Source organism: Streptomyces sp. NPDC054770 (genome assembly GCF_053611985.1).
On the sequence record NZ_JBSHBL010000060.1, the window covers coordinates 44,869 to 65,532 of the forward strand.

At 68.6% G+C, this 20,664-nt stretch carries 20 protein-coding genes and 1 pseudogene; 8 read left to right on the forward strand and 13 right to left on the reverse strand.

Annotated elements, in window-relative coordinates; translation table 11 throughout:
- Nucleotides 1–208 precede the first annotated feature (208 nt).
- Nucleotides 209–1,140 (forward strand): annotated as a pseudogene (locus ACWGKQ_RS37670) (transposase family protein).
- A gap of 221 nt (nt 1,141–1,361) precedes the next feature.
- On the opposite strand, the gene ACWGKQ_RS37675 reads toward ACWGKQ_RS37670, so the two are convergent.
- The 6 genes from ACWGKQ_RS37675 to ACWGKQ_RS37700 form a co-directional block, all read right to left on the reverse strand.
- The gene (locus ACWGKQ_RS37675) at nt 1,362–1,556 is read right to left on the reverse strand and encodes a DUF6417 family protein (RefSeq protein ID WP_453296539.1); all 195 of its coding nucleotides are present in this window, start codon (nt 1,554–1,556) and stop codon (nt 1,362–1,364) included.
- A 659-nt stretch (nt 1,557–2,215) separates the two neighbouring features.
- Complete coding sequence (locus ACWGKQ_RS37680; RefSeq protein WP_453296540.1) at nt 2,216–2,974, reverse strand: SDR family oxidoreductase; 759 nt, start codon at nt 2,972–2,974, stop codon at nt 2,216–2,218.
- Nucleotides 2,971–3,405: a GNAT family N-acetyltransferase gene (locus ACWGKQ_RS37685; protein WP_453296541.1), complete on the reverse strand. Its 435-nt coding sequence runs from the start codon at nt 3,403–3,405 to the stop codon at nt 2,971–2,973. Before ACWGKQ_RS37685 ends, ACWGKQ_RS37680 begins: the two co-directional genes overlap by 4 nt.
- On the reverse strand, nt 3,402–4,031 hold the full coding sequence (locus ACWGKQ_RS37690) for an aminoacyl-tRNA deacylase (RefSeq protein ID WP_453296542.1): 630 nt from the start codon (nt 4,029–4,031) through the stop codon (nt 3,402–3,404). Before ACWGKQ_RS37690 ends, ACWGKQ_RS37685 begins: the two co-directional genes overlap by 4 nt.
- Before the next feature lie 35 nt (nt 4,032–4,066).
- Nucleotides 4,067–4,357, reverse strand: coding sequence for a transposase (locus ACWGKQ_RS37695; protein WP_453296560.1), 291 nt, complete (start codon nt 4,355–4,357; stop codon nt 4,067–4,069).
- 31 nt (nt 4,358–4,388) lie between these two features.
- Nucleotides 4,389–5,645 carry an ISL3 family transposase gene (locus ACWGKQ_RS37700; RefSeq protein ID WP_453296543.1) on the reverse strand — a complete coding sequence of 419 codons (1,257 nt, stop codon included), beginning with the start codon at nt 5,643–5,645 and terminating at the stop codon, nt 4,389–4,391.
- A gap of 287 nt (nt 5,646–5,932) precedes the next feature.
- Between ACWGKQ_RS37700 and ACWGKQ_RS37705 the strand changes: the two genes are divergently transcribed.
- Nucleotides 5,933–7,942 (forward strand): S9 family peptidase, encoded by a 2,010-nt coding sequence (locus ACWGKQ_RS37705; protein ID WP_453296544.1) that lies wholly within the window; start codon nt 5,933–5,935, stop codon nt 7,940–7,942.
- A 759-nt stretch (nt 7,943–8,701) separates the two neighbouring features.
- A complete protein-coding gene (locus ACWGKQ_RS37710; protein ID WP_453296545.1) occupies nt 8,702–9,085 on the forward strand; it encodes a hypothetical protein in 384 nt (127 codons plus the stop codon).
- Nucleotides 9,086–9,689: 604 nt separating this feature from the next.
- Here the strand turns inward: ACWGKQ_RS37710 and ACWGKQ_RS37715 are convergent.
- The 3 genes from ACWGKQ_RS37715 to ACWGKQ_RS37725 all read right to left on the reverse strand — a co-directional run bounded on the left by ACWGKQ_RS37715 (nt 9,690) and on the right by ACWGKQ_RS37725 (nt 11,780).
- Nucleotides 9,690–9,986, reverse strand: coding sequence for a hypothetical protein (locus tag ACWGKQ_RS37715; protein WP_453296546.1), 297 nt, complete (start codon nt 9,984–9,986; stop codon nt 9,690–9,692).
- Between the two features lie 633 nt (nt 9,987–10,619).
- A complete protein-coding gene (locus ACWGKQ_RS37720; protein ID WP_453296547.1) occupies nt 10,620–11,291 on the reverse strand; it encodes a hypothetical protein in 672 nt (223 codons plus the stop codon).
- 330 nt (nt 11,292–11,621) lie between these two features.
- The gene (locus ACWGKQ_RS37725) at nt 11,622–11,780 is read right to left on the reverse strand and encodes a hypothetical protein (protein ID WP_453296548.1); all 159 of its coding nucleotides are present in this window, start codon (nt 11,778–11,780) and stop codon (nt 11,622–11,624) included.
- Between the two features lie 483 nt (nt 11,781–12,263).
- On the opposite strand from ACWGKQ_RS37725, the gene ACWGKQ_RS37730 reads away from it, so the two are divergent.
- Nucleotides 12,264–12,881, forward strand: a complete 618-nt coding sequence (locus ACWGKQ_RS37730) for a phosphotransferase-like protein (RefSeq protein ID WP_453296549.1) — start codon at nt 12,264–12,266, stop codon at nt 12,879–12,881.
- Between the two features lie 639 nt (nt 12,882–13,520).
- A complete protein-coding gene (locus tag ACWGKQ_RS37735) occupies nt 13,521–14,015 on the forward strand; it encodes a hypothetical protein (RefSeq protein WP_453296550.1) in 495 nt (164 codons plus the stop codon).
- A gap of 231 nt (nt 14,016–14,246) precedes the next feature.
- Here ACWGKQ_RS37735 and ACWGKQ_RS37740 read toward each other — a convergent pair whose 3' ends face one another.
- The 4 genes from ACWGKQ_RS37740 to ACWGKQ_RS37755 form a co-directional block, all read right to left on the reverse strand.
- Complete coding sequence (locus ACWGKQ_RS37740) at nt 14,247–14,975, reverse strand: DUF2625 domain-containing protein (protein ID WP_453296551.1); 729 nt, start codon at nt 14,973–14,975, stop codon at nt 14,247–14,249.
- 413 nt (nt 14,976–15,388) lie between these two features.
- Complete coding sequence (locus ACWGKQ_RS37745) at nt 15,389–16,249, reverse strand: SDR family oxidoreductase (RefSeq protein WP_453296552.1); 861 nt, start codon at nt 16,247–16,249, stop codon at nt 15,389–15,391.
- A 22-nt stretch (nt 16,250–16,271) separates the two neighbouring features.
- Complete coding sequence (locus ACWGKQ_RS37750) at nt 16,272–16,664, reverse strand: carboxymuconolactone decarboxylase family protein (RefSeq protein WP_453296553.1); 393 nt, start codon at nt 16,662–16,664, stop codon at nt 16,272–16,274.
- A gap of 26 nt (nt 16,665–16,690) precedes the next feature.
- Nucleotides 16,691–17,395, reverse strand: a complete 705-nt coding sequence (locus tag ACWGKQ_RS37755) for a TetR/AcrR family transcriptional regulator (protein WP_453296554.1) — start codon at nt 17,393–17,395, stop codon at nt 16,691–16,693.
- 192 nt (nt 17,396–17,587) lie between these two features.
- Between ACWGKQ_RS37755 and ACWGKQ_RS37760 the strand changes: the two genes are divergently transcribed.
- From ACWGKQ_RS37760 to ACWGKQ_RS37770, 3 genes are all read left to right on the forward strand, one after another.
- Entirely contained in the window at nt 17,588–18,229 is a 642-nt protein-coding gene (locus ACWGKQ_RS37760; protein ID WP_453296555.1) for a class I SAM-dependent methyltransferase, read from the forward strand.
- Between the two features lie 255 nt (nt 18,230–18,484).
- Complete coding sequence (locus tag ACWGKQ_RS37765) at nt 18,485–19,267, forward strand: ALF repeat-containing protein (protein ID WP_453296556.1); 783 nt, start codon at nt 18,485–18,487, stop codon at nt 19,265–19,267.
- 511 nt (nt 19,268–19,778) lie between these two features.
- Entirely contained in the window at nt 19,779–20,546 is a 768-nt protein-coding gene (locus tag ACWGKQ_RS37770) for a lectin (protein ID WP_453296561.1), read from the forward strand.
- The last annotated feature ends 118 nt before the right edge of the window (nt 20,547–20,664 follow it).

Sequence of the window (20,664 nt, forward strand, 5' to 3'; positions counted from 1 at the left end):
CTGTCTTGGCTAATGCCTTGGAGCGGTTGGGGTGTTCGGGCGCGCTCCCGTCAACCGTGATGAAGTCGACGCCGCGAGGCCCGCGCGCCATCTCGTCGGCACAGGGTCTCCGCGACGGTTCGATGTCCCGGTGCGGGACGTCACGTCGGATGGCCGCGTAACGAGCTGGTGCGTGATAGCGGGTGAGACGTTCCGGCTGGTGGGTGGCATGATCCCGGTGGCGATCACGGTCAATCGGGCGGTTCTTGCACATCGACTGCTCACCGGAGTCTCCCAGCGTCATCTGGCCTGTCTGGTCGAGGAGTTGGCCGTGCCATGGCAGGCCGGCGTCGAGGGACGCCGCCATGCAGCACGGGGCGGGGTCAGGAAACGGGCCGAGGGAGCCGGCGCCCGCCACCGACTTGTCTTCGTCGACCGGCTGGTGGCCACCCTCATACATCTGCGGCACGACCTCCCGCACGCAGTCCTTGGGCTGCTGTTCGGGGTCGACCGCTCCACCATTTCCCGCGCAATCGGAGAGGTACGTGCGCTCCTGGCCGAGCGAGGGTGCGCGGTCCCCGAATGCCCTGGCCTGCGTCTTCGGACACTGGCGGATGTGTTCGCCTACGCCCAGGCCGAGGGCATCGAACTGCGGCCGGACGCCACCGAGATCCAGGTCCGCAGGCCACCGGCCGGCCGCGGCGGACGGCGCGCGTTCGTCTCGGGCAAGAAGAAGCAGAACACGATGAAGGCCACCGTGATCGCCGACTGGCGTGGCCCACGTTATGGACCGATGCCCTGCGACCTGGCCGTATGCGCGATGCCACCGCCACCCGCAACGAAGGCATCGCCGCCTGCTTCCAGCATTTCCCCGAAGTGGAGGTCCTCCTGGACGACGGCTGCCTCGGCCTGAGCCGGGATCACCCAGGCCAGGCGATCACCCCGCCAAGGAAACCACGGCCCGGAGCACTGCCCGGGCGATTCGAACAGTGGGAACGTGACCGTCACGGGCACTCGTCCGACCGCATCACGGTCGAACACGCCCTGGCAGATCACAAACGCTGGAAGCAACCCATGCGCTGGGCCCACCGCCGCGACCGCCTGCCCGACACCTACCGAGCCATCGCCGGCCTCGTCTCCGACCGCACGATCAGCTTCTGAGAGCAGGCAACGACCAGGCCAGACACGTCTCACCCGCTATCACGCACCAGCTCGTAAGATCGTTCGGGCCGCAGGCCAGCTGGCGGCCGCGGTGATCGGGCCCTTCGAGGAGGGACCTCATCGCCCGGACCGCCCTGAGCACCCCGTGGACGGGGCGAGGTCCCGGCGGCGGAGACGGGCCCAGCGACACCGTGATGACGGCGCACAGCGGCTCGAACGGTTCATGGTCGCCCTGCTGCGCCGGGTGAGAACAGCACCAGTCCATCGGCCGGGAACGGGATGTCGTAGTCACGGCTGAAACGACGCACTTCCGCCGCCGACCCGGTGACCTGCCGCAGCCACAGCAGATACGCCACCGACTGCATCTGCACCGCGGTCAGATACAGCCGCCACCGCCACGCGACACGATCGTGCACGGGCGTCGCGGACCTGTTCCACCAGGCCGTCGGCCGGCGCCGCCTTCACCTCCCCAGCCCGCACGAGGGTGAGGTACATCTGCGACGGCAGCAGCTCCACCAGGTGTGCGGCCGCCGCCGGTGGGGACAGTGCCGGGTCCGGCAGGGCGCGGGCGAAGGCGAGCACGTCGTGGCCGTCCGCGGACGGGCGGCCCGCCCGCCGAATGGCGCGGCCCTCGCGTGCTGACAGCTCAGGACGCATTTCCCGGTCGGCTCCTCCACCAAGCCCAAATCGCGCAGCGCGCGGACGCTGCGGCGGTGTGGCGGTGTGGTTCAAGCTGCCAGTCCACCGCCCAGCCGACCCGGCCCTCGCGGCGTACGATCGCACCACCCGCAGTGCGCCGAGGGTCTTCTCTCCCCCACCTCACCACTCTCCTCACCGCTCCGCGCCGTTGCCGAGGATGATGGCGCTTCCTGAATTTGGTTCTGTCAGCGATCTCGTGAAGGCCGAGGTCAAGGGGTTGTGCCGACAGGAATGCCCTGGTCATGGGGGATGTCTGTTTATCGGCCGAGGGCGTGTTCTTGTTCTCCACCCTGCGAGGTGGCCGGTGTCGGGGAAGTTGCTCCGCCTCTTCCCTCGGTGGTCCGTGGCGTGGAACACGCCGTTACGGAGGGGGGTGTTACGGGCGCCGGACGGAAGCTGTTGTGCCGGGAGTGAGTCCGAGGGCTGCCTTGGCCTGTCGGGTGCGTTCGTCGGCGAGGACTTCCGTCTCGCCCGCTTCGACGGCGGCGAAAGTCTGCTCCGCGATCGCTTCCGGGGTGTTCTTGGGGCCGGTGACATGGGCGGCCATGTCCGTGTCGATGTAGCCGCAGTGCACGCCGACGACGAGGACGCCGGTGTCGTGAAGTTCGCCGCGGATCCCGTTGGTCAGGGCCCAGGCGGCGGCCTTGGAGGCGCTGTAGGAGCCCATCGCAGGGTTGGTGAACCAGCTCGCGATGGACAGCACGTTGACGATAGCGCCGGGTGGGTTGCCTATGAGCAGCGGGGCGAAGGCACGGCACATGGCGAGCGTGCCGAAGTAGTTGACCTCCATCTCCGCACGGGCCGCGGCCGGGTCGGGCGCGGCCAGCAGGGGGCTGTCGGTAAGGACGCCGGCGTTGTTGACCAGCAAGGTCACCTCGGAGCATGTCTCGGCTGCCGCGGCCACCTGGGCGGGATCGGTGATGTCGAGGCGGACCGGGATCACGCCGGGCTCGAGGACCGACCGCGGGTCGCGGGCCCCGCCGTAGACGTGCTGTGCGCCGCGCTGCAGGAGCAGCCGGGCCATCACCTGTCCGAGCCCCCGGTTCGCGCCGGTCACCAGTGCCGTTGCCCCCTGGATCTGCATGGTTTCAATGCCCGTCTCGCCCGGCCGATTCGTCGGCAGATTCTCGATCATGTGGTGGACCATTTGAGATGAACGGCGGTCTCGTGGAACCCCAGAGTGCGGTAGAAGTCGGCCGCTCTGCGGGTCGGCACGGTCACCTCGATGTCCTTCGCCTCCCGGGCCTTCGCCTGCGCGGCCCGGATCAGCGCGGAACCCGCACCGCGGCCCCGCATGGTCTCGGCCACGGTGAGTTCGAGCAGTTCGAGGATCGTTCCGCCGGCGAACAGGGTGGGCATGCGTACCGCGAGCAGGTACCCGACCACGCACGAGTCCTGCTCGGCGACCAGGAACTCGGCGCCGCCGTCCGAGGCAGCCTCGATGATCCGCGGAAACGTGGCGCCGTCGAAGACCGCTCGATCGGGCCGGTAGCTCGTCACGAACCCGCTCAGCAGACCGTAGATGTCATCGGCGTCCGAGGGCGTGGCGTCGCGGACAGTCGTCATGCCGGCCCGTCCGCCGGGAGGCTGCCGATCGACGCCGTAGCGGCCCCTGGGACGGCGGCCATGAGCTCCGCCGCCTCGATCTCGATGCTGCTGTCGCGCCGGCCGCTGCCGCAGTGCACACGTCCCAGACTACTGACCGTCTCGTCGAACACCACCGTCGCAGCCCGGTCCGCGGACACGGGGCACACCCCGCCCGGCTGCATCCCCGCCCGCGCCAGCCGCCCGGCATCGGCGGGAGACAAGTCGTCTCGGCGGATCCCGGCTGCGCGGGCGAGGGCGCCGTACCTCAGCCGTGCATGGCCGGGCAGCACCGCCAGCAGGAGACGGTCCTCGGGGGTGACGAATGCCAAAGTCTTGACGGTTCGCTCCAGCGGAACGCCCAACGCGGCACAGACCTCCACAGGGCTGGTCACGTGAGGGTGCTCGTGCAGCTGGAAGGACACACCGAGCGAAGCGAGGATCTCCGGTGGACCAATGGGTGCGAGACCATTCACCCCGGCGAGATTACCGTGCACGATACGGGAGTTGATCGCCTTTTGCGGAGCAGAAGGCGGCCACGCCGCTCCACCGGGACCCACCCGCGGTTGAAACCGCAACCAAGTGAGGAGGCGAGCAGAGGCGGCCACTCAGGGTTCTGGCAGCGATCTCATGAAAGCCGAGGTCAGGGCCGTGCCAGGATGCGAGCTCGCAAGAGCGCGAAGGACGTGCGACCGTACATGCTTCTCTTGAGGAGCTTGACTCTGCAGACATGTCCTTCGACTACGCCCGGGCTGTAGGCGAGCGTAAGTCCGGCGGTGACGGCGTCGAGGTCCTGCCGGAGGAAGCCGGCGAAGGACCGGATCGACGGCTGACCGCATTGTTCGCCCTGGCGGATCCACTCGGTGAGCAGATGGCCCCGGCGGTTTCGGACGAGGTCGGTGAAGGCGCGGGCGATGTTGCACGCTTCTGTGATGTCCGGTCAGGCCAGCCGGACGCGTTCCAGCTCAGCGGCTTGACGCGGTGTGAGCTTTTCGCGTGGCCGCATGATCCATCCGCTGATGGTGCGTGGGCTCGGGATCGGTGCGGGGGCAGAAACGGCGGTGCCGTCGCGCAGGGTTCGCACGTAGCGGGAGAGCGTTGAGTAGCCGCCGGGAGAAGCCGCGTTCGCAGATCTGGCCGTACAACTCTTTGGCGTTGGTGTGGCCAGCGGCGAACTGGGCCTGGAGGTAGGACTTGAAGCGGTAGAGGGGCACGTTCCGTCGGTCGCTGGCTGAGGCGAGCAGAACGTCGAAGTCGGTGTCGCGGTAGCGGTGGACGGTCTTGCGGTCGAGTCCGAGACGGCGAGCGATCTCACTGATCGGGTAGCCGGTCTCGACCATCCTGCTGATCACCTCGTGCCGGCGTCGGACCCGGTCCATGATCAGCGTGGTCGGCCCGAGCTCCAAGGTGAGCTGCCGCGGTTGGGCCTGCCGCTGTTGTTCAGCGTATCTCCGCAGGCAGACGCGGTGTTCGTGGCAGACCCGTTCGACAGCGAGAGACAGGTTGCGCAGCAGGTGCCAGCGATCAGCCACCTCCGTGGCGCCAGGGGCGGCCTCCTTGACGGCACGGGTGTAGGCACTGGCCCGGTTCCGGCACACGATCTCGGCACCGGCATGGTCACGGAGCCAAGCCAGCGTCTCGGAGCTCCGGTCTGGCAGGACGTCGACGAGCTGATGGGTTTCGACGTCGACGCGGATCGTTCCGTAGCGACGGCCGCGGCGGAAGGCGAACTCGTCCACGCCGAGCACGCGTGGGGCCCGGTCGGGCACGGCCGGAGCATGCAGATGCCCGAGGAGCCGCATCCGGCCTGCTGGAACCGAGAGTTTTCGGCACAGCCGTGCCCCAGGCCGTCCACCCAGCTCGGCCGCCACGGAACCAAGCACGAAGCGCAGGCTTGAGCTGGCCCTCTGGTAGGGCCCGCTCACACCGTCAACCTGCTCAACGAACGTCTGGCGTCGGCAGGTTGGGGTATCGCAGGAGTACCGGCGGACGGTCAGCCGAACCAGTACCGGCCCGCCGGCGACGGGACAGTCGTCCAGCCGGCGACCGTAGCGGCTGTGGACCCGGCGGGATGCGACACCGCAGTCCGGACACGCTCTCGAGGAGCATGTGCTGGACAGACGGACCAGTGTCCAGCCCACGAGCGCATCCACACACTCCACCCGCACACCACGAATCCCGGGAAAGAACACGCCCTCGGCCGATAAGCAGACATCCCCCATGACCAGGGCATTCCCGACGACACAACCCCTTGACCTCGGCCTTCACGAGATCGCTGACAGAACCCTGAATTTCCCCGCTCTGCGCTCAGGGCTCCCCCAGACCCGCTCACCTTGCCTCCTCACCCACGGCCCGCTGACCTGCGGACGGGATGGGACGGATGCGGCTCGGGACGCCTGCTGCGGGCGACGGAGGCGCCCGCTGACGGGGGCGCCCCGGTGCGGGCTTCCGACGCCGGGACGTCATGCTCCCTGGCCGTCCGCGTCGCGCGCGGGCGACAATCGCCCGCATGACCGAGTCCTCCGGTGGTGCGTCCACCTTCCGTGACCTGTCCGCCCTCGTCGCCTGCCCCCGCGTCAACACCCTTGCCTTGTCCGTCGATGGCTCTCGTCTCGTCGCCGCCGTGCAGTTGCTGTCCGGGGACGGGACGCGGTTTGTGTCCGGCCTGTGGGAGATCGATCCGACCGGGGAGCGCGACGCCCTGCGACTGACCCGGTCCGACAAGGGTGAGTCGGGGCCGGTGTTCGGTCCGGACGGGACGCTGTACTTCCTGTCCGGACGCGCCGCTTCGGACGGCGACGAGGACGAGGGCGCCGCGCTGTGGGCGCTGCCGCCGCGCGGAGAGGCCGTCGTCGTGGCCCGGCACCCAGGCGGGATCGCCGCAGTCACCGTCGCCCGGGACTCTGGCGCGCTGTGCCACACCGCCGGGCTGCTGCCGGGTGCCGCCGACGCCGAGACGCACGGCAAGTTGCTCGCGGCGCGAAAGGACGCGAAGGTCACCGCGATCCTGTACGAGGCCGGCCCGACCCGCGCCTGGGACCACGACCTCGGCCCGGCGGAGCCGCACACGTTCGTCCGTGCCGGTGCTGGCGCGGAACCGGTGGTCGCCGGTGGGCAGGGGATCGGTCTGGAGGACCCGGGGGATGCGGCGTTGTCGCCGGACGGCACACGGGTCGCGTACCGCCGGTTCGTGCCCGGGCGGGTCCCGGACGAGCATCGCACCGCCGTGATAGTGGCCGACGCGGTGAGCGGTGAGGAGATCCACGTCGTCGGTGATCTGGAACACCTCTACGAGGCGCCGCGGTTCACACACGATGGCTCGGCCGTCGTGTGCTGCCGGATGCGCTACCCGACATACGACGACCCCTGGGAAGCGACTCTCATCCGGGTCGACCTGGCCGACGGCGCGGTGCGGGACCTCCTGCCCGGGTTCGACAACTGGCCCGGTAATGTGGCCTGTTCGCCAACGGACGACACGCTCTTCTTCACATCCGACGAGCAGGGGCACGCCCCCGTCTTCCGGCGCGACCCAGATGGTGGCGTCACGCGTCTCACCGCTTCGGGCGCGTACGGCTCGCTGACCGTCGCCCCCGACGGGCGGACGCTCTACGCCCTGCGCCACGCGGTCGACGCGCCGCCGACGCCCGTCCGGATCGACGCCGACGTCGTCGACCAGACTCCGGCCCGGCTGCCCGCCCCCGGTGGCGTGGGGGAACTGCCCGGCACGCTCACCGAGGTGCACGCGGAGGCCGACGACGGGTTCGTGCTGCGCGCCTGGCTCGTGCTGCCGGAGGGCGCGTCCGCCGAGCGGCCCGCTCCGCTGCTCGTCGCCGTCCACGGCGGACCGCAGTCCAGCTGGAACGGCTGGACCTGGCGGTGGAACCCGTGGCCGTTCGCCGCGCGCGGCTATGCCGTACTGCTGCCGGATCCGGCCCTGTCGACAGGCTACGGGCAGATCAACCACCGGCGCGGCTGGGGGCAGTGGGGCGGGCGCCCCTACACGGATGTGATCGCGCTGACCGACGCGACCGAGGCCCGCAACGACATCGATGCCTCACGTACGGCGCTCGCGGGCGGCTCGTACGGCGGGTACATGGCAAACCGGGTCGCCACCAGCACAGACCGGTTCAAAGCGATCATCAGCCATGCAGGTCTGTGGGACCTGCGAACGTTTCAGGGCGACACCGATGTGCCCTGGTACTTCCAGCGGATCTTCGGCGACCCACTGACCCGCCCCGAACGGTACGAGGCCGACTCTCCGCACCTGGACGTCGCGAAGATCCGCACCCCGATGCTGGTCATCCACGGCGCCAAGGACTACCGCGTGCCCGTCGGACAGGGTGCCACTCTCTTCCAGGAACTGCAGCGGCACGAAGTCCCCGCGAAGTACCTCTACTTCCCGGACGAGAACCACTGGATCCTGAGGCCGAACCACACGCGCCTGTGGTACGAGACGTTCCTCAACTTCCTCGACCACCACGTCCTCGGCACCGAATGGCAGCAGCCCGGCCTGCTGTGACCGGGCCGAGCCCGCCAGCCATCGGCTCAACCGAATTGCGTCACCATGGGAGACCGGCATGGCGGACTTCCGACGGCCCGGAGGGGACGGCGGAGCCCATCGTGCCATCAAGCTCTCTGCAGCCACGCCCGGGAGGGGCCGCTCAACAAGTCAGCCGGGTCCAGGGGCCGCAGACGCCCGTGAACCGGCCAGCACGGCCGGCACGAACGAGCGACCCTCCGCCGACAACTCGCGCCCCACTCGTTGAAACGCCCCACTCCGTTGGACTCCGGACCAAGTGGGGCGACGAGTAGACATGGTGATTTTCAAGAATCCCCATAAAGGACGGCAGGCTCGCCCGCGGTCCTGGTGTGAGACGGCCTGCGTGGCTCCCGCTCATCCGTCCGGCACCCGATGGGTCGACGGCGAACCAGCCGCCCGCCAACGGTGGCGCACCCTGGTCACCGCCCACCAACGGCGCCTCAGCGGCGCTCAGTAACGGTAGACGTCACCGCCAGTCATCCGGACAAGAAGACCGACCCGCCGATCTGCTGGAGGGCCTCAGCGGGCTGTCGACCGAGGCGCGGATGCCGTTCCAGTGCGCGAGTTGCGGCTCGTGCGCAAGGTTTCCACAAGGTCTGGGACGCACCGTAGATGAACCTGCCTGGCGGTCATCCCGATTCGGCGGCTGGGCCAGGACACGGTCAACGACCACGTGAACGGTCCTAGGTTTCGCAGCCTGGGAGATCAGTAAAAATTCCGCTCGAGCAAAGGATCTGTATGAAGAGTCGACACAAATTCGGTGCCGGACTCGCAGCCATTGCGCTGGCCACCGGTGGCATCTCCCTCGCCACCGCCTCGCCGGCTGCTGCAGCAGTTACCTGCGGGCCGACCGCGCCTGACAAGGACACGGGCACTGCGCAGGTAATCAACCGGGATCCGGCCTACCCCACCGGAGTTGCAATGCGGACCGGCCCCGGCAGCAATTGCTCGCTCATCGTCCGAGTCCCCTGGAGCGCCTGGGTCGACCTCAACTGCTACCGCATCGGCCAGTCGGTCAACGGTTACACGACCTGGTCCGCCGTGCACTACGCACAGTATTTCGGCTGGATCTCCGACGCTTACCTTTCCGGCGCTGGCACCAATAAGCCCTGCGCGTCATAGATCAGTGCGCCAGTGACGTCGACGGGGATGGTCGGGGTGCTGACCATCCCTGTGGATCTCCGTCTTGATTGAACCCGACTCCCGGGCGCTGATCGCTGTGTCGGCGGCCGCGAACGGTCGAAGATGGACAAGGACCCGACCGAGTGGCTCCCGCCGTATGCCGGCTACTGGTGCACCTACTCACCGACTGGGCCGCTGACAAAACCCGCTACCAGCTGGCCGTCGACCCGCCGAGTAGACCGCGCTCACCGAACGCCTCGCCGCCTGCCCCGACCAACCCATCACCGTCACCGTCGCCCTCACCCACCGAGCAGGCCTCTGGCCCGTCACCACGGCGGAGAGACAGCGACGGACCAGGCTGAACAGAAGGTACGCGCCGGCAACCGGTGGTACGCCCTCCCCTTCCCCGGGACGCACCATCGGTGACGAAGCGCACCTGCGGCCGGGCTTGGGCACGGATCGCTGGCGCCAGCGGATCGGCCAGAAACACACAGAGGCGATGAGAGGCGTTGCTGCCAGCATCATGATTCGCTTCGCGGTCGTGATGTTCCGGGACGGGCTACTCAGCATCCGTCGCAACTCTCACACCGGCCGGGGTGACGTGCTACTGATCGGTGCTCGGAGAAGAGGGGGTTGAGTCGTCGATGGTCCAGGTCTTGCCCTTGCACACGGGCGGACCGTAGACGTACCTCTTGCCCGAGGTGGCTCCGATGGCGATGAGGCTGACGTGTTCGCTGCAGTTGTTGCTGTACAGACCGGGTATGTTGTTGATGTCAGGGCCGGTGTCTTTGCCTGGTCCGACCCCCTTCAGCGGCCGCACTTCGGGCTTTGAGCCCGTGGGCGAGGGCACGCTGGTGTAAAGCCTCAGTGCTTCGGATGTCTTGTTGTCCACGGTGAACACTGCTGCTGGCTGGCATGCCGCGGTGCTTAGGAGGCCGGCGAGGCTGCAGACAGTCAAGAGCGGTCGACGCCATCGACGACGTGTGTGCGAGGCCGTCCTGGTGTCCGGCGCTGTCATGTCGTCCGCCTGTCATCGGCGTGTGGGGCGGGTCTGGGTATCCGCGGACTGGTTTGGGCGTTCGCCCGGGTGGGGGCCAGGCTGCCGGAGCCGGTTTCTGAGCCGGTGTGCCAGGTGCGCGATGGGCGACCAGCCGGCCGGTGTGCCGTGGGAGCGAATGTACGGCACACCGGCCGGCCGAAATGCCGGCTTGGGAGCTGGCGGCCCGGTCTCAGGGGGTGGGTGCGGTAGTGAGGAAGAGGGATGATCCGGGGTCGGTCATGGTGTCGTAGACGCCGTGGCTGGTGCCGGTGATGTCGGTGGAGTAGCCCTCTACCAGTCGAGCAGCGACCCGGGGCAGGCGGCGCTCGCTGAGTGCCTCACGGCCTGCCTCGACCAGCCCATCACCGAGACCCTTGCCCGCTGAGACACAAGTCCAGGCCCGCGGCTACGGGGGAAAGCAGCGGGCCCGGACACCCTCACGATCGCACGCCATCCCCGCGTACCGCACGATGTTCGTCCGGCCGGGCCGGGGTGTCAGCTGAGGTGAAGCGTGGTGAGGGCGGTGGTCCAGTCGGTGACGATGGCCTGCTGCGCTTGGGCGAGGGTGACCTTGCCCGCGCAGACCGCTGTGTGCAGCTTGGTCTCCACCGGGTCTTTCTTGTTGTTGACGCCCTGGCTGTTCCTGTGGCCCGGATCGGTGGGTTCGACCCACAGGTTGCGCGGGTCGTTGGGGTCGCCGCCCAGTTGCAGGCTTATCAGATGGTCGTACTCGGCTTCGCCCATCGCGCCGGTGTAGTCGTAGGAGGCGGCGTTGAGTTTCTTCTCCTTGCCGGTGACGTAGGTGGAGGGGCGTACACCGGAGGTGTAGCCGCCCTTGCGGCAGATCGTCGTCTTCAGGTTGGCCTGGGTGACGGCCGGCGAGATGGCGCCCGGGGTGCAGGCCGGGTCCTCCAGCGGCTCGCCCTTCTCATAGTGGTAGTGGCACGATCCGGCGGCCGGCTGCTGCTGCACCGTGTACTTCTTCTGCGGACCGGCCCCCACGGCGATCGCCCGGCCCCCACCCCCCGCCCCGCTTGCGCTTGAGGCGGTCCCCGATGCGGTCGGGCTCCCGGACGGCGACAGGCCGCCCAGCGATCCGGATTTGCAGCCCGCGAGCAGCAGGCAGGACAGCGCCACGATCGGCATGGCACGGCGGGTGGACAGCATGACGGCCCCTCATGGTCAGGCGACGGATGCCCAGATGTTGCCCTACCTGGCCGGAGCCGTAGCGCGCGGGGTGGGGCGCGCGGACGCACACCCGGCGTACGACCGTCGACGGATCCAGCCCAAGCAGCACGGGACCCGGACGGACACAGGCCGTAGGGCGCCGCTCGTGGAGGCACTGGGCGCCTGGCTGCCGACTGCCTCTGATGTCCAGATGCCGGCCGGACCGATCCCCTCCGGCTTGGTGGCGCACGCTGGAACGGGAGCGCCACCGCAGGGAAACGGGTTCCGCGGGGCACCCCCCATCCCTGCCTCAACGCGCCGCCACCGGTTTCACCGCGCCGATGCCGTGTCGCGGGGTGGCGGTTCGCGTGGGTATAGGGGGCAACCGATGCCGGTGACTGCCAGCACCATGGTCCAGTCAGTCTTGATCGCGCTGCGGGCCGAGATCAGCGTGATCGTGCCCGCGCAGACCGCGTTCTTCAGCTTCATTCCGACCCCGTCCTTGGTGATGGCGGTCTTCGTGCCGGAATACCGCTCCGGCCACATATTGGTCGTCGCCGTCAGGGAACCACCGAGTCGGACAGCGGCAGACAGGACTGGGAGCACGTTGCGGCGTGAGCGATGCCGCTGCCGGCGGCAAGGCCCGCGACAGCGACGGCGGAGATACCAGTCGATGAACTCCCCGAGACCGAAGCCCGCTACCGTCCCCGACGCCGGGACCTGCAACACCGCCCTTCTCGTGGGCGCCCTCGCTGCCCGGCGTGCGGGAGAAGTTCTAGGCCGACCCAGGAACGGAAGGCCGTCCGGCGGCCTTCGAAGAAGGCTTTCTGCCCTGCGAGACAAAGATGCTTCTCTGCACCTACCGGAGGCACGGAAAAGGGGCGGCGCTCTTTCGTTTCGCCTGGGATGATCACGGCAGCACACTCAGCTAAGCGTCGCGGCTGTCAGGCCCGGGGGCGGAAGGACGGCACCATGCCAACCGAGGAGGGTGCGGGAACGGCGGACCCGGCCTACGCGCGCATCCCTGACACCTCAGCCGGCGGCATGGTCATCTTGCTCAACGGGACGTCCAGCTCCGGCAAGTCCAGCATTGCCCGGGAGCTCCTCGACATCCTCGACGGGACGTGGTTCCACATCCCGGTGGACGCCTTCCACGCCATGCGCTGCAAACGTGAGATAGCGGACGAAGATCTCCAGGCTGAGATCGACCGCACCGTAAAGGGCTTCCACCGCGCCGTCGCCGGCATGGCCGCAGGTGGCAACAACCTCGTCGTCGACTACCTGTTCAGCCGCCGCTGGCGGCTACTGGACCTCCTCGACCTGCTCGTGCCCGAAGACACGCTGCTGGTCGGTGTCCGCTGTCCACTGCCCGAGCTGGAACGCCGCGAGATCGAGCGCGGTGACCGACAACCGGGACTGGCCGCGATGCAATTCGGCCAGGTGCACTCTCACGAGCTGCATGACCTCGACGTCGACACCAGCCTCCGCAGCCCGCGGGAATGCGCCCTTCGCATCCGCGACTTCCTGCCGGACCGACCGCGTCCCACCGCCTTTGAGACGCTCCGGCAGACGCTGCGGACCCCGAGCTGATCACCCCTGCACCTTGAAGCAACCACGAGGAATGGACACTTCTGCTTCGGATGGATTCCCACCCGAGAGCCTTGGTGCCGCTCTCGCCGAGCTCGGCCTGTTGCCGCCGGCGCTCGCGGGTGCTGGCTTCGGTCTCCGGCAGCCGCGGGACCTGGGCAGGGTCGAGGCAGAGCATCGGGCATCCGACACCCCGTTTGTCCAGCCTTCGAGCCAATGCTGGTCTGCGGCGATGTCATCCGTCCTGACCTGGTCCGGATGCTCACCCCAACCACCCACAAGTACCTGGCTGTGGTCATGGCCGAGGTCCGCGCCCCGAGGGGTTCGCAAGCCTGGCGCAGCTGGCCGAGTCCGGGCCGGTCGGCGCCCGAGGCGAGGCCACCATCGCGGCGACCCGGATCGCGATGCTTCTGGCCTGCAAGGGCGGGTCAATCACGAGCATGACCGTCGATGACTGCGTGGAACTGGTCGGCACCTTGCGTCGGGTCCATGTCCGCGGGGGTCATTGCACAGTCGACTACATCGCCCATTGGGCTGCGGAAGAGCCGGTCCGCTGGGCGCCGTAGGTGGTGCCCTGCCCGATCAGCGACGAGGGGATCAGCAAGGCCCAGGACCGCAAACACCGCACACCGCAAGGCCCGGATGGACCAGCGCACCCGCGAACGGCTGCCCGTCCTGCCGGTGCCGGCCGACACCGTCGACCGCAAGCGACGCGCCACGGCCGAACTACTGGCTGCCGCCGAGCAAACCCGGCCCGGGAATCTGATCCCCGACACCGCCGCAACCTTGCGTAGAGCCGTCGCGCTCAAGGCCGCCGGGCACCTGACCTCGACCGGGCGGCGTCGGAACCTCACCTACGAGGAGACCGAAGCCTTCTGGGCCTTCGCCGCGCCGGAACTGGCGGACATCCTCTTCACCATGGTCCGCCGCCTGCGAGGAGGCAGCTGCGCGATCCCGCTCGTGACCTCCTACGACGTCCAGGAGCGCGTCTGGAACCCGCCGATGCCTCTGCTCAGCGCGATATCGGCACCGAACACCGACCGAGGAGGAGTGAGACGCCTTCCTCGCGCACTTCGAGAAGCGCAAGGCCTCCATCGGCACCTGCGCTCGTGCCATTTCAAGTCCTTGTGTCCATGAACACGCTTGCGTTCGTTGCTCGCTCCTCCGGCCGGGCCCGGCACAGCGCGGCCGGTTGGAGGAAATCCGCGATGGTCTCGCCGGCGCATAGGACAAGCTCGCCCGAATTCACCGCAGGTCCCGCAACGGCACTGCCGTCGGCCTTGGCCTGCCTACCCTCCGAGATCTACAAGGGGAAGCGCCATGACCTCCCGAGCGACGATAGTTCATCGAAACGGTCGGCTCTCTGGCCTATACCGCACCAAGGAATCCCGGATCGGCCGGGCCCATCTGCTGGGCGAAGTCAGCGGCGACGCCGAGGACTTCTCGCATCGGCACGGCGCGGCGAGTGGTGGCCGCAAGATCCGCTTGAGCCTCCTGCGACCACAAGAACGGAATCACCGAGAGGCCCTGCGAGAAGGACAGCGAGGCCGCCTCCTCACGCCAGCCCGGCCAGCGCAGCCCTTCGTAGAAATTCTCCAGCCGTCCGGACAGCATCCAGGAGATCCATACCGAGTGACCCATCTCCATCGCTTCCCACTCCAACGTGTCAGGGGCGAAGTAGGTCATCTGTCCTGGGACACCGGGCCGACCCGCCGCTTCCGGATCGTGGCTGTTCAGCGCGAACACCCCGCCCAACACGTCGTGGCCGACGACCAGGCCCTTCGCCGGATGCCAGGCAGGATCGAAATCGGCGGGGAACGCATTGACCTGGGCAAGGCTTGGCAGGCTGCCGTCGACTTCGCCCGACCCGCCGCCGAACACACGCACCCATCCGTCATCGAGAACCAGGCCGCCGCTGTTCAACGCCACGGCGCCGAGCACTGATCGCGCCGTGACCTGCATCTGCAGCAGGCACCGACGGCTCTCGCCCCGGTCAACGGGCAGCACCTTTACCGGAACGGTGCCGGCCGCGAACAGCTCCTGAAGCTCGGGCCAGGCCGGGTCGTCCACGTTGATCAGCTCATCGGTTCCACGCACCCGATGATGATCGCAGTGCTGTCCGACGTCTCCGACGCCAGGTCCGAGGGACAGATTCCTGTGGACCGGCGGGTCGACGCAGGCTCCCGAAGTTCGGAGAAGCATGCGTCCGATGCCCAGTCCTCATCGTCTCCCCGGCCGAGAGGCCGCGGCTGATCGAGATCCGCGACAATCTCGCCGACCGGATCACCGAAGCCGAACGCGAAGGACGGCTCGGTGCGGGAGCGCAGGAATTCGGCGGTCTTTCTGGGAAACCCCACGCCCGGTCAAGTCGTCGCCCGCTGTGGAAGCGCCAGGAGGCCCTCACCAGCCGAGGGCGACAGCGTGGTGGACAACAGATCTGGCGAGGGCAGCGCCGGAAGGTGACTCGGCCTAGTGAAGAGCGACTTCGGGGGCGTGGATCTGGCCGCCCGTCACTCCTGATGTATGCGGAACAGGTCGTTCGGCGGGCCGGCGGCCTGCGCGGCAGGACTGGGGCCGCTTTGGGCGATGGCCGCGGTCTGGCGTTCCATGAAGGCGTTCCAGTCGGTGGCCCGTTCGACGAGGATGTCGCAGACCTGCGGGTCGGTGTAGAGCATGAAGGGGTCGGTGAGGATCGCTTCGGCGACTTGCTCCCCGACGGTGGCTGGGTCGAGGACGCCGAATTGCTCGCCGGGGCCGCGGGTGCCCACCTCGGGGCCGAAGGTCGGCGGCAGTGAGGCGGCGATGTTGGTGGCCACGGGGCCCGGGCACAACACGGTCACGCCGATACCTCGTGGCCGGAGGTAGAGGCGCAGCCCCTCGGAGATCTGTACGACTGCCGCTTTCGATGCCGCGTAGGGAAGCCGGTCGTAGGCGTAGGTGAACAGACCCGCGAAGGAAGCGGTGTTGACGATGTGCCCGTGGCCCTGCTGGATGAGCAGGGGCAGGAACGTGGCGTTGCTGCGGACGACGGAGAAGAGATTGATCGTGATGATCCGCTCCCACTCCTCGACGGGGAGGTAGTCCGGCCGGCCCCGGGTGAGCACGCCGACGTTGTTCATCACGATGTCGACCGTGCCGAAACGGTCGAGCGCGGTCTGCTTCAGCTCCTCGAACGCGGACTCGCGGGCGACGTCGCTGTGTACCGCAAGCGCCGCACCGCCGTCCTGGGTGATCTCGACGGCGACGGCGCGGGCCCCGGCCTCGTTGATGTCCGCGACGACGATGTTCGCGCCACGGCGGGCGAGGGAGAGAGCGGTCGAGCGTCCGATGCCGCTGCCTGCGCCGGTGATGACGGCCGTCTTGTCCCGCACGGTCTGCGTGCTGCCGCCTTTCTCAGTCCTGCTCTGCGGTGTGGTGGTCGAGCACTTCGTGCCCGATGCGCATGGCGGTCGCCGCCGCGGGGAAACCGGCGTAGCCGGAAGCGTGGTAGACGACTTCTTCGAGTTCCTCCCGTGTCAGGCCGTTGCGCAGGCCGGCCGGGAAGTGGAACCTCAGCTCGTCCTCGGCGTGCAGCGCGATGAGGATGCCGAGGGTGACCAGACTGCGGGAGCGCCGGTCGAGGCCGGGCCTGGTCCACAGCCGCCCGAAGACGTTCTCCAGGCTCAGCTCACCAAGGCCGAACGCGAATCCTCCGCCGTCGATCTCGGCCTGTGCGCCGCTGCCCGAGATGACTTCGGGAAGGATTTCCTGCAGCACTGCGAAGCCTTCGTCGCGGGTCGTGGACATCGAGACTCCGTTCTTGGAGGGTCGGCTCACAGGAGGTCCGGCCAGATCTCGGGCGGCAGGCCGTTGCCGTCGAACGCGGCCAGAGCATCCGGCGACGCGGGTGCCAGGAGGAACCCCACGATTCCGTCGACGAGATCGGCAACCTCCACGGTGAAGGGCAGCATGGCCCTGCCGTGCGCGTGCCCGAGCTCACGGTCGGCGCCCGCGCGGACGACAAGCACCATGGCGTGCGCCACCCGGTGCTCCCGCAACTGCTCCGGCAGGTGCGGGGGTAGGGAAGCGAGACGGTCGTGGAAGGCGCGGGTGGAGGCTCGCAGCTCTGCCGGGATCCGCTCGAACACATCCCTGCGGTCGTCCTGCCGCAGAGCGGCCACGAACCCCAGATAGCGGCTGCCGGGCTCCTCGCTCTGCTCCATCACCGCTGTCACCTGGCACTCCACCCAGCCGCGCAGATCGCCTGCGCGCCGGTCGGCGAGCAGCATCGTCCGCCGCCGGTGAAGCCTGGGAAGGCGGTGCGTGAAGATCGCCTCGACCAGGCCGTCCTTCGTACCGAAGTGGTACTGAACGGCGGAATTGTTCGCCGCGCCCGCTGCCGCCCCAATCTGCCGCAACGAAACGCCGTCCACGCCGCGATCGGCGATCAGCTGCTCCGCCGTCAGCAGGATCTGTGCCTTCGTCGAACCGAGATCTTGCATACGGCGCACGCAACCACCATCCACGCTGTAAGCCAAGTGTCTTAATTCCCAGACAGGCCGCTGAAATGGGAACCGTGCGATGCGAACGATGTGTGCCGGGCGGGAGCAACCCTGCGCAGCCATGCAGAAAGCGAGGCGGTGGTCGGCCGCCTCCCAGACTCGCAGGCTGCGGAGGCAGATCGGGCTGCCGGCCAGGTCGAGCAGTTCCAGTGGACTAGCGTGTCGACCATGTGGACGGACGACTGGTTGACGGACACCCGAACCTCCTACGACACGGTCGCGGTTGGCTACGCCGACTTCGTGCGTGATGCCATTGTCCGGCTGCAGTACCCGCGCGCGGCTCTGACGTTGTTCGCCGACAGTGTGCGTGCCGCGGGCGGCGGGCCGGTGGCGGACATCGGCTGCGGCCCCGGACACGTCACCGCCCACCTGCACGCTCTCGGCGTCGACGCCTTCGGCATCGACCTTTCTCCCGGGATGGTCGCCGTGGCTCGGCGCGACCATCCCGGCCTGCGGTTCGAGGTGGGCTCGATGACGGACCTGGACCTCCCTGCCGGCTCGGTGGCCGGATTGCTGGCCTGGCAGTCGTTGATCCACATCCCCGATGACGAGGTGCCGTCTGTGATCGGGCACTTCCATCGGGTACTGCGGCCGGGTGGACCGCTGCAGCTCCTGTTCCACGTCGGCGACGAATCACGCCTGAAGACCGAGGGCTACGGCGGCCATCCGATGAAGGTCCATGTCCACCGTCGTCAGCCGGGCCAGGTGGCCACCTGGCTGCGCGACGCCGGGTTCGAGGTCGAGGCCCAGATGCTGCTGACCCCCGAGGAGAAAGCATCGCAGGCGATTCTCTTCGCACGGCGTAGCTGATCGTTGAAGAGCGCGTTGCGCCGCGGGTCTTGTGTCCGGCGATCTTGGTCGGCAGGGGGTCCGCATGCGTGCTCCAAGTTCAAGCACTCGGGACGGACAACGCACGCCGGCGTCGGTGATGTCCGAACTCATCACCGCATGTGGGCAGTTGAGGACCGTCCGACGCCGCCGCAGCAGCCGAGAAACGTGTTGATCCGTGCACCTGGCATGTGGATGCTTCGTACCGGTCAACCCACCGAATACGGAGGCACATCCATGAGACCGAGCCGCGCCGCGATGCTGATCGCCGCGACCGTTCTGACGCCCGCCCTTCTCTTCACCGCACCGGCCTTCGCCGCCGACTCGTCCACGTCGACCACGCCCGTCACCACCACGCCTGCCACGGCCTGCCCGGACGTCTCGGCCGGCACCGGGACCCCGGTCGACGAGCTGACGGACGACCAGGTCAGGGCCGCGATCCAGGACATCCTCACGGACGACGACGCCGGGGCGGGCGTGCTGCGCGAGGCCGACAAGGCGCTGAGCGGTACGACGGAGGACATGCGTGCCTTCCTGGAGACGGGATGCCGCCTCGCCCAGGCCGAGGACGACTCCGTCGCGGTCGCCCATGTCCTCGCCGTGGCCACCCAGAACGGCGACAAGCGGGTGATCAAGGCGGCCAGCGCCGCCCTCGATGCCGGTACCCCGGAAGCGCTCCGTGCCTTCCTGGAGACGGGGTACGCCCAGGCCCAGGTCGAGGACGACTCCGTGGCCGTGGCACACATCCTGTACGTGGCCACGCAGAACGGTGACAAGAGGGTGATGGCGGAGGCCAACGCCGCCCTCGATGCCGGTACCGCCGAAACCCTGAGCTACTTCCGGTGGACCGGATACCGGCTCGCGCAGGCCGAGGACGACCGCGCGTACATCACCCACATGCTCACGGACCCGAACATCAGCGACGCCATGTACGCCGCGATCCAGGCGGTCCTCGACGACGGCAGCCCGGAAGCCCTCCGCTACTTCCGCACCGTCGGCCAGTACGAGATCGACAGCTGAGCACAGCACAGCCGCGGAAACCCGACCGACCGGGCCAGGCCCGCGCCGCACGCGGCCCAGCCCGGCAACGCGGCGGAGGTCGGCCTGCTCAGCATGGGTCGGCTCTCGCCACTCCTCGCCGGGACGTGCGGCTCGGCGTTGGTCGACGAAGTGTGATCCGCAGCAGCGGGACGATCTCGGCGGTGGGTGCCTTGTGCGGGCCCGCTGTTTCCGCTCTTGGGCAACGCCGTCGGGCAGGCGGAGGGCGGAGATCCCGGGGTGGTGTCGTTCCAGGTCCGCCCAGAACATCCCGGCGAGCAGGTGCGGGCGTCCGACCGCAGGCGAAAACTGTCATGTTCACATCTTGACGGACTTGGTATAGACCTTTTACTTTCCGAATGTCAGGTCGTCCTGATGTGCGACCTGTCGGTGTCCGCCACACCCACCCACATGCCACCTCGGAAAGGCTTACCAACCCCCCATGGCTGATCGATCCTCCCTCCTCACCGCCGCGTTACGCGGTAGTCCTGTCATGGCCCTGCTGGCCTTGCTGCTCAGCCCGTTGGCCGCGGCACCCGCCGCCGCGGCGACCGGCACGGTCACGGGCCTCGCCGGCAAGTGCCTGGACGTCGCCGGGGCCGGCACCGCCGACGGCACCCCGGTGCAGCTCTACGACTGCAACGGCACCAGCGCCCAGCAGTGGACCACAGGCGCCGACAACACCTTGCGCGCCCTGGGCAAATGCCTTGACGTCACCGCCAACTCCACCGCCGACGGCGCCAAGGTCCAGCTGTGGTCCTGCACGGGCGCCGCCAACCAGCAATGGACCGTCACCGCCGCCCACGACATCGTCAACCCCGCGGCGAACACGTGCCTCGACGTCACCGACGGCTCCTCCGCGAACGGTGCGCGGGTCCAGATCTGGTCCTGCTCCGGCGCCGCCAACCAGAAGTGGAACGCCCCCGTGGAACAGAGCGGCGAGCAGTGCTGGGCCACGCACTACGGCCCCCAGCCGCCCGGTGCCCTGACCGCCAGCGGCGAGGTCTTCGACAACAACGCCGACACGGTCGCCACCTCCCTGTCCCGTCAGCCTCAACTGCCCTTCGGCACGCGCGTCCAGGTCACCAACGTCGCCAACGGCCGGTCCCTGACCGTTCGGGTCAACGACCGCGGCACGTTCGTCCAGACCCCGCAGGAGCCCAAGTGCCTTGATCTGACCGACGGCGCGTTCAGTCGGCTCGGCGGCGTCCTCGACCCCGATGCCGGACACATCGTCGTGACCCAGCAGGTTCTCGGCTGAGACGTCTGGCTCGACCGGCCGCAGGCCGCAGGCCGCAGGCCGCAGGCCGCAGGCCGCAGGCCGCAGGCCGCAGGCCGCAGGCCGCAGGCCGCAGGCCGCAGGCCGCAGGCCGCAGGCC

Bases quoted from the DNA above. Each gene is read 5' to 3' on its own strand.
- ACWGKQ_RS37725 (WP_453296548.1), bottom strand. From the start codon at position 11,780: ATGAAGCTGAAGAACGCGGTCTGCGCGGGCACGATCACGCTGATCTCG.
- ACWGKQ_RS37680 (WP_453296540.1), bottom strand. From the start codon at position 2,974: ATGATCGAGAATCTGCCGACGAATCGGCCGGGCGAGACGGGCATTGAA.
- ACWGKQ_RS37705 (WP_453296544.1), top strand. From the start codon at position 5,933: ATGACCGAGTCCTCCGGTGGTGCGTCCACCTTCCGTGACCTGTCCGCC.
- ACWGKQ_RS37770 (WP_453296561.1), top strand. From the start codon at position 19,779: ATGGCCCTGCTGGCCTTGCTGCTCAGCCCGTTGGCCGCGGCACCCGCC.
- ACWGKQ_RS37760 (WP_453296555.1), top strand. From the start codon at position 17,588: ATGTGGACGGACGACTGGTTGACGGACACCCGAACCTCCTACGACACG.
- ACWGKQ_RS37685 (WP_453296541.1), bottom strand. From the start codon at position 3,405: ATGACGACTGTCCGCGACGCCACGCCCTCGGACGCCGATGACATCTAC.
- ACWGKQ_RS37710 (WP_453296545.1), top strand. From the start codon at position 8,702: ATGAAGAGTCGACACAAATTCGGTGCCGGACTCGCAGCCATTGCGCTG.
- ACWGKQ_RS37720 (WP_453296547.1), bottom strand. From the start codon at position 11,291: ATGCTGTCCACCCGCCGTGCCATGCCGATCGTGGCGCTGTCCTGCCTG.
- ACWGKQ_RS37765 (WP_453296556.1), top strand. From the start codon at position 18,485: ATGAGACCGAGCCGCGCCGCGATGCTGATCGCCGCGACCGTTCTGACG.
- ACWGKQ_RS37735 (WP_453296550.1), top strand. From the start codon at position 13,521: ATGGACCAGCGCACCCGCGAACGGCTGCCCGTCCTGCCGGTGCCGGCC.
- ACWGKQ_RS37730 (WP_453296549.1), top strand. From the start codon at position 12,264: ATGCCAACCGAGGAGGGTGCGGGAACGGCGGACCCGGCCTACGCGCGC.
- ACWGKQ_RS37750 (WP_453296553.1), bottom strand. From the start codon at position 16,664: ATGTCCACGACCCGCGACGAAGGCTTCGCAGTGCTGCAGGAAATCCTT.
- ACWGKQ_RS37700 (WP_453296543.1), bottom strand. From the start codon at position 5,645: ATGGGGGATGTCTGCTTATCGGCCGAGGGCGTGTTCTTTCCCGGGATT.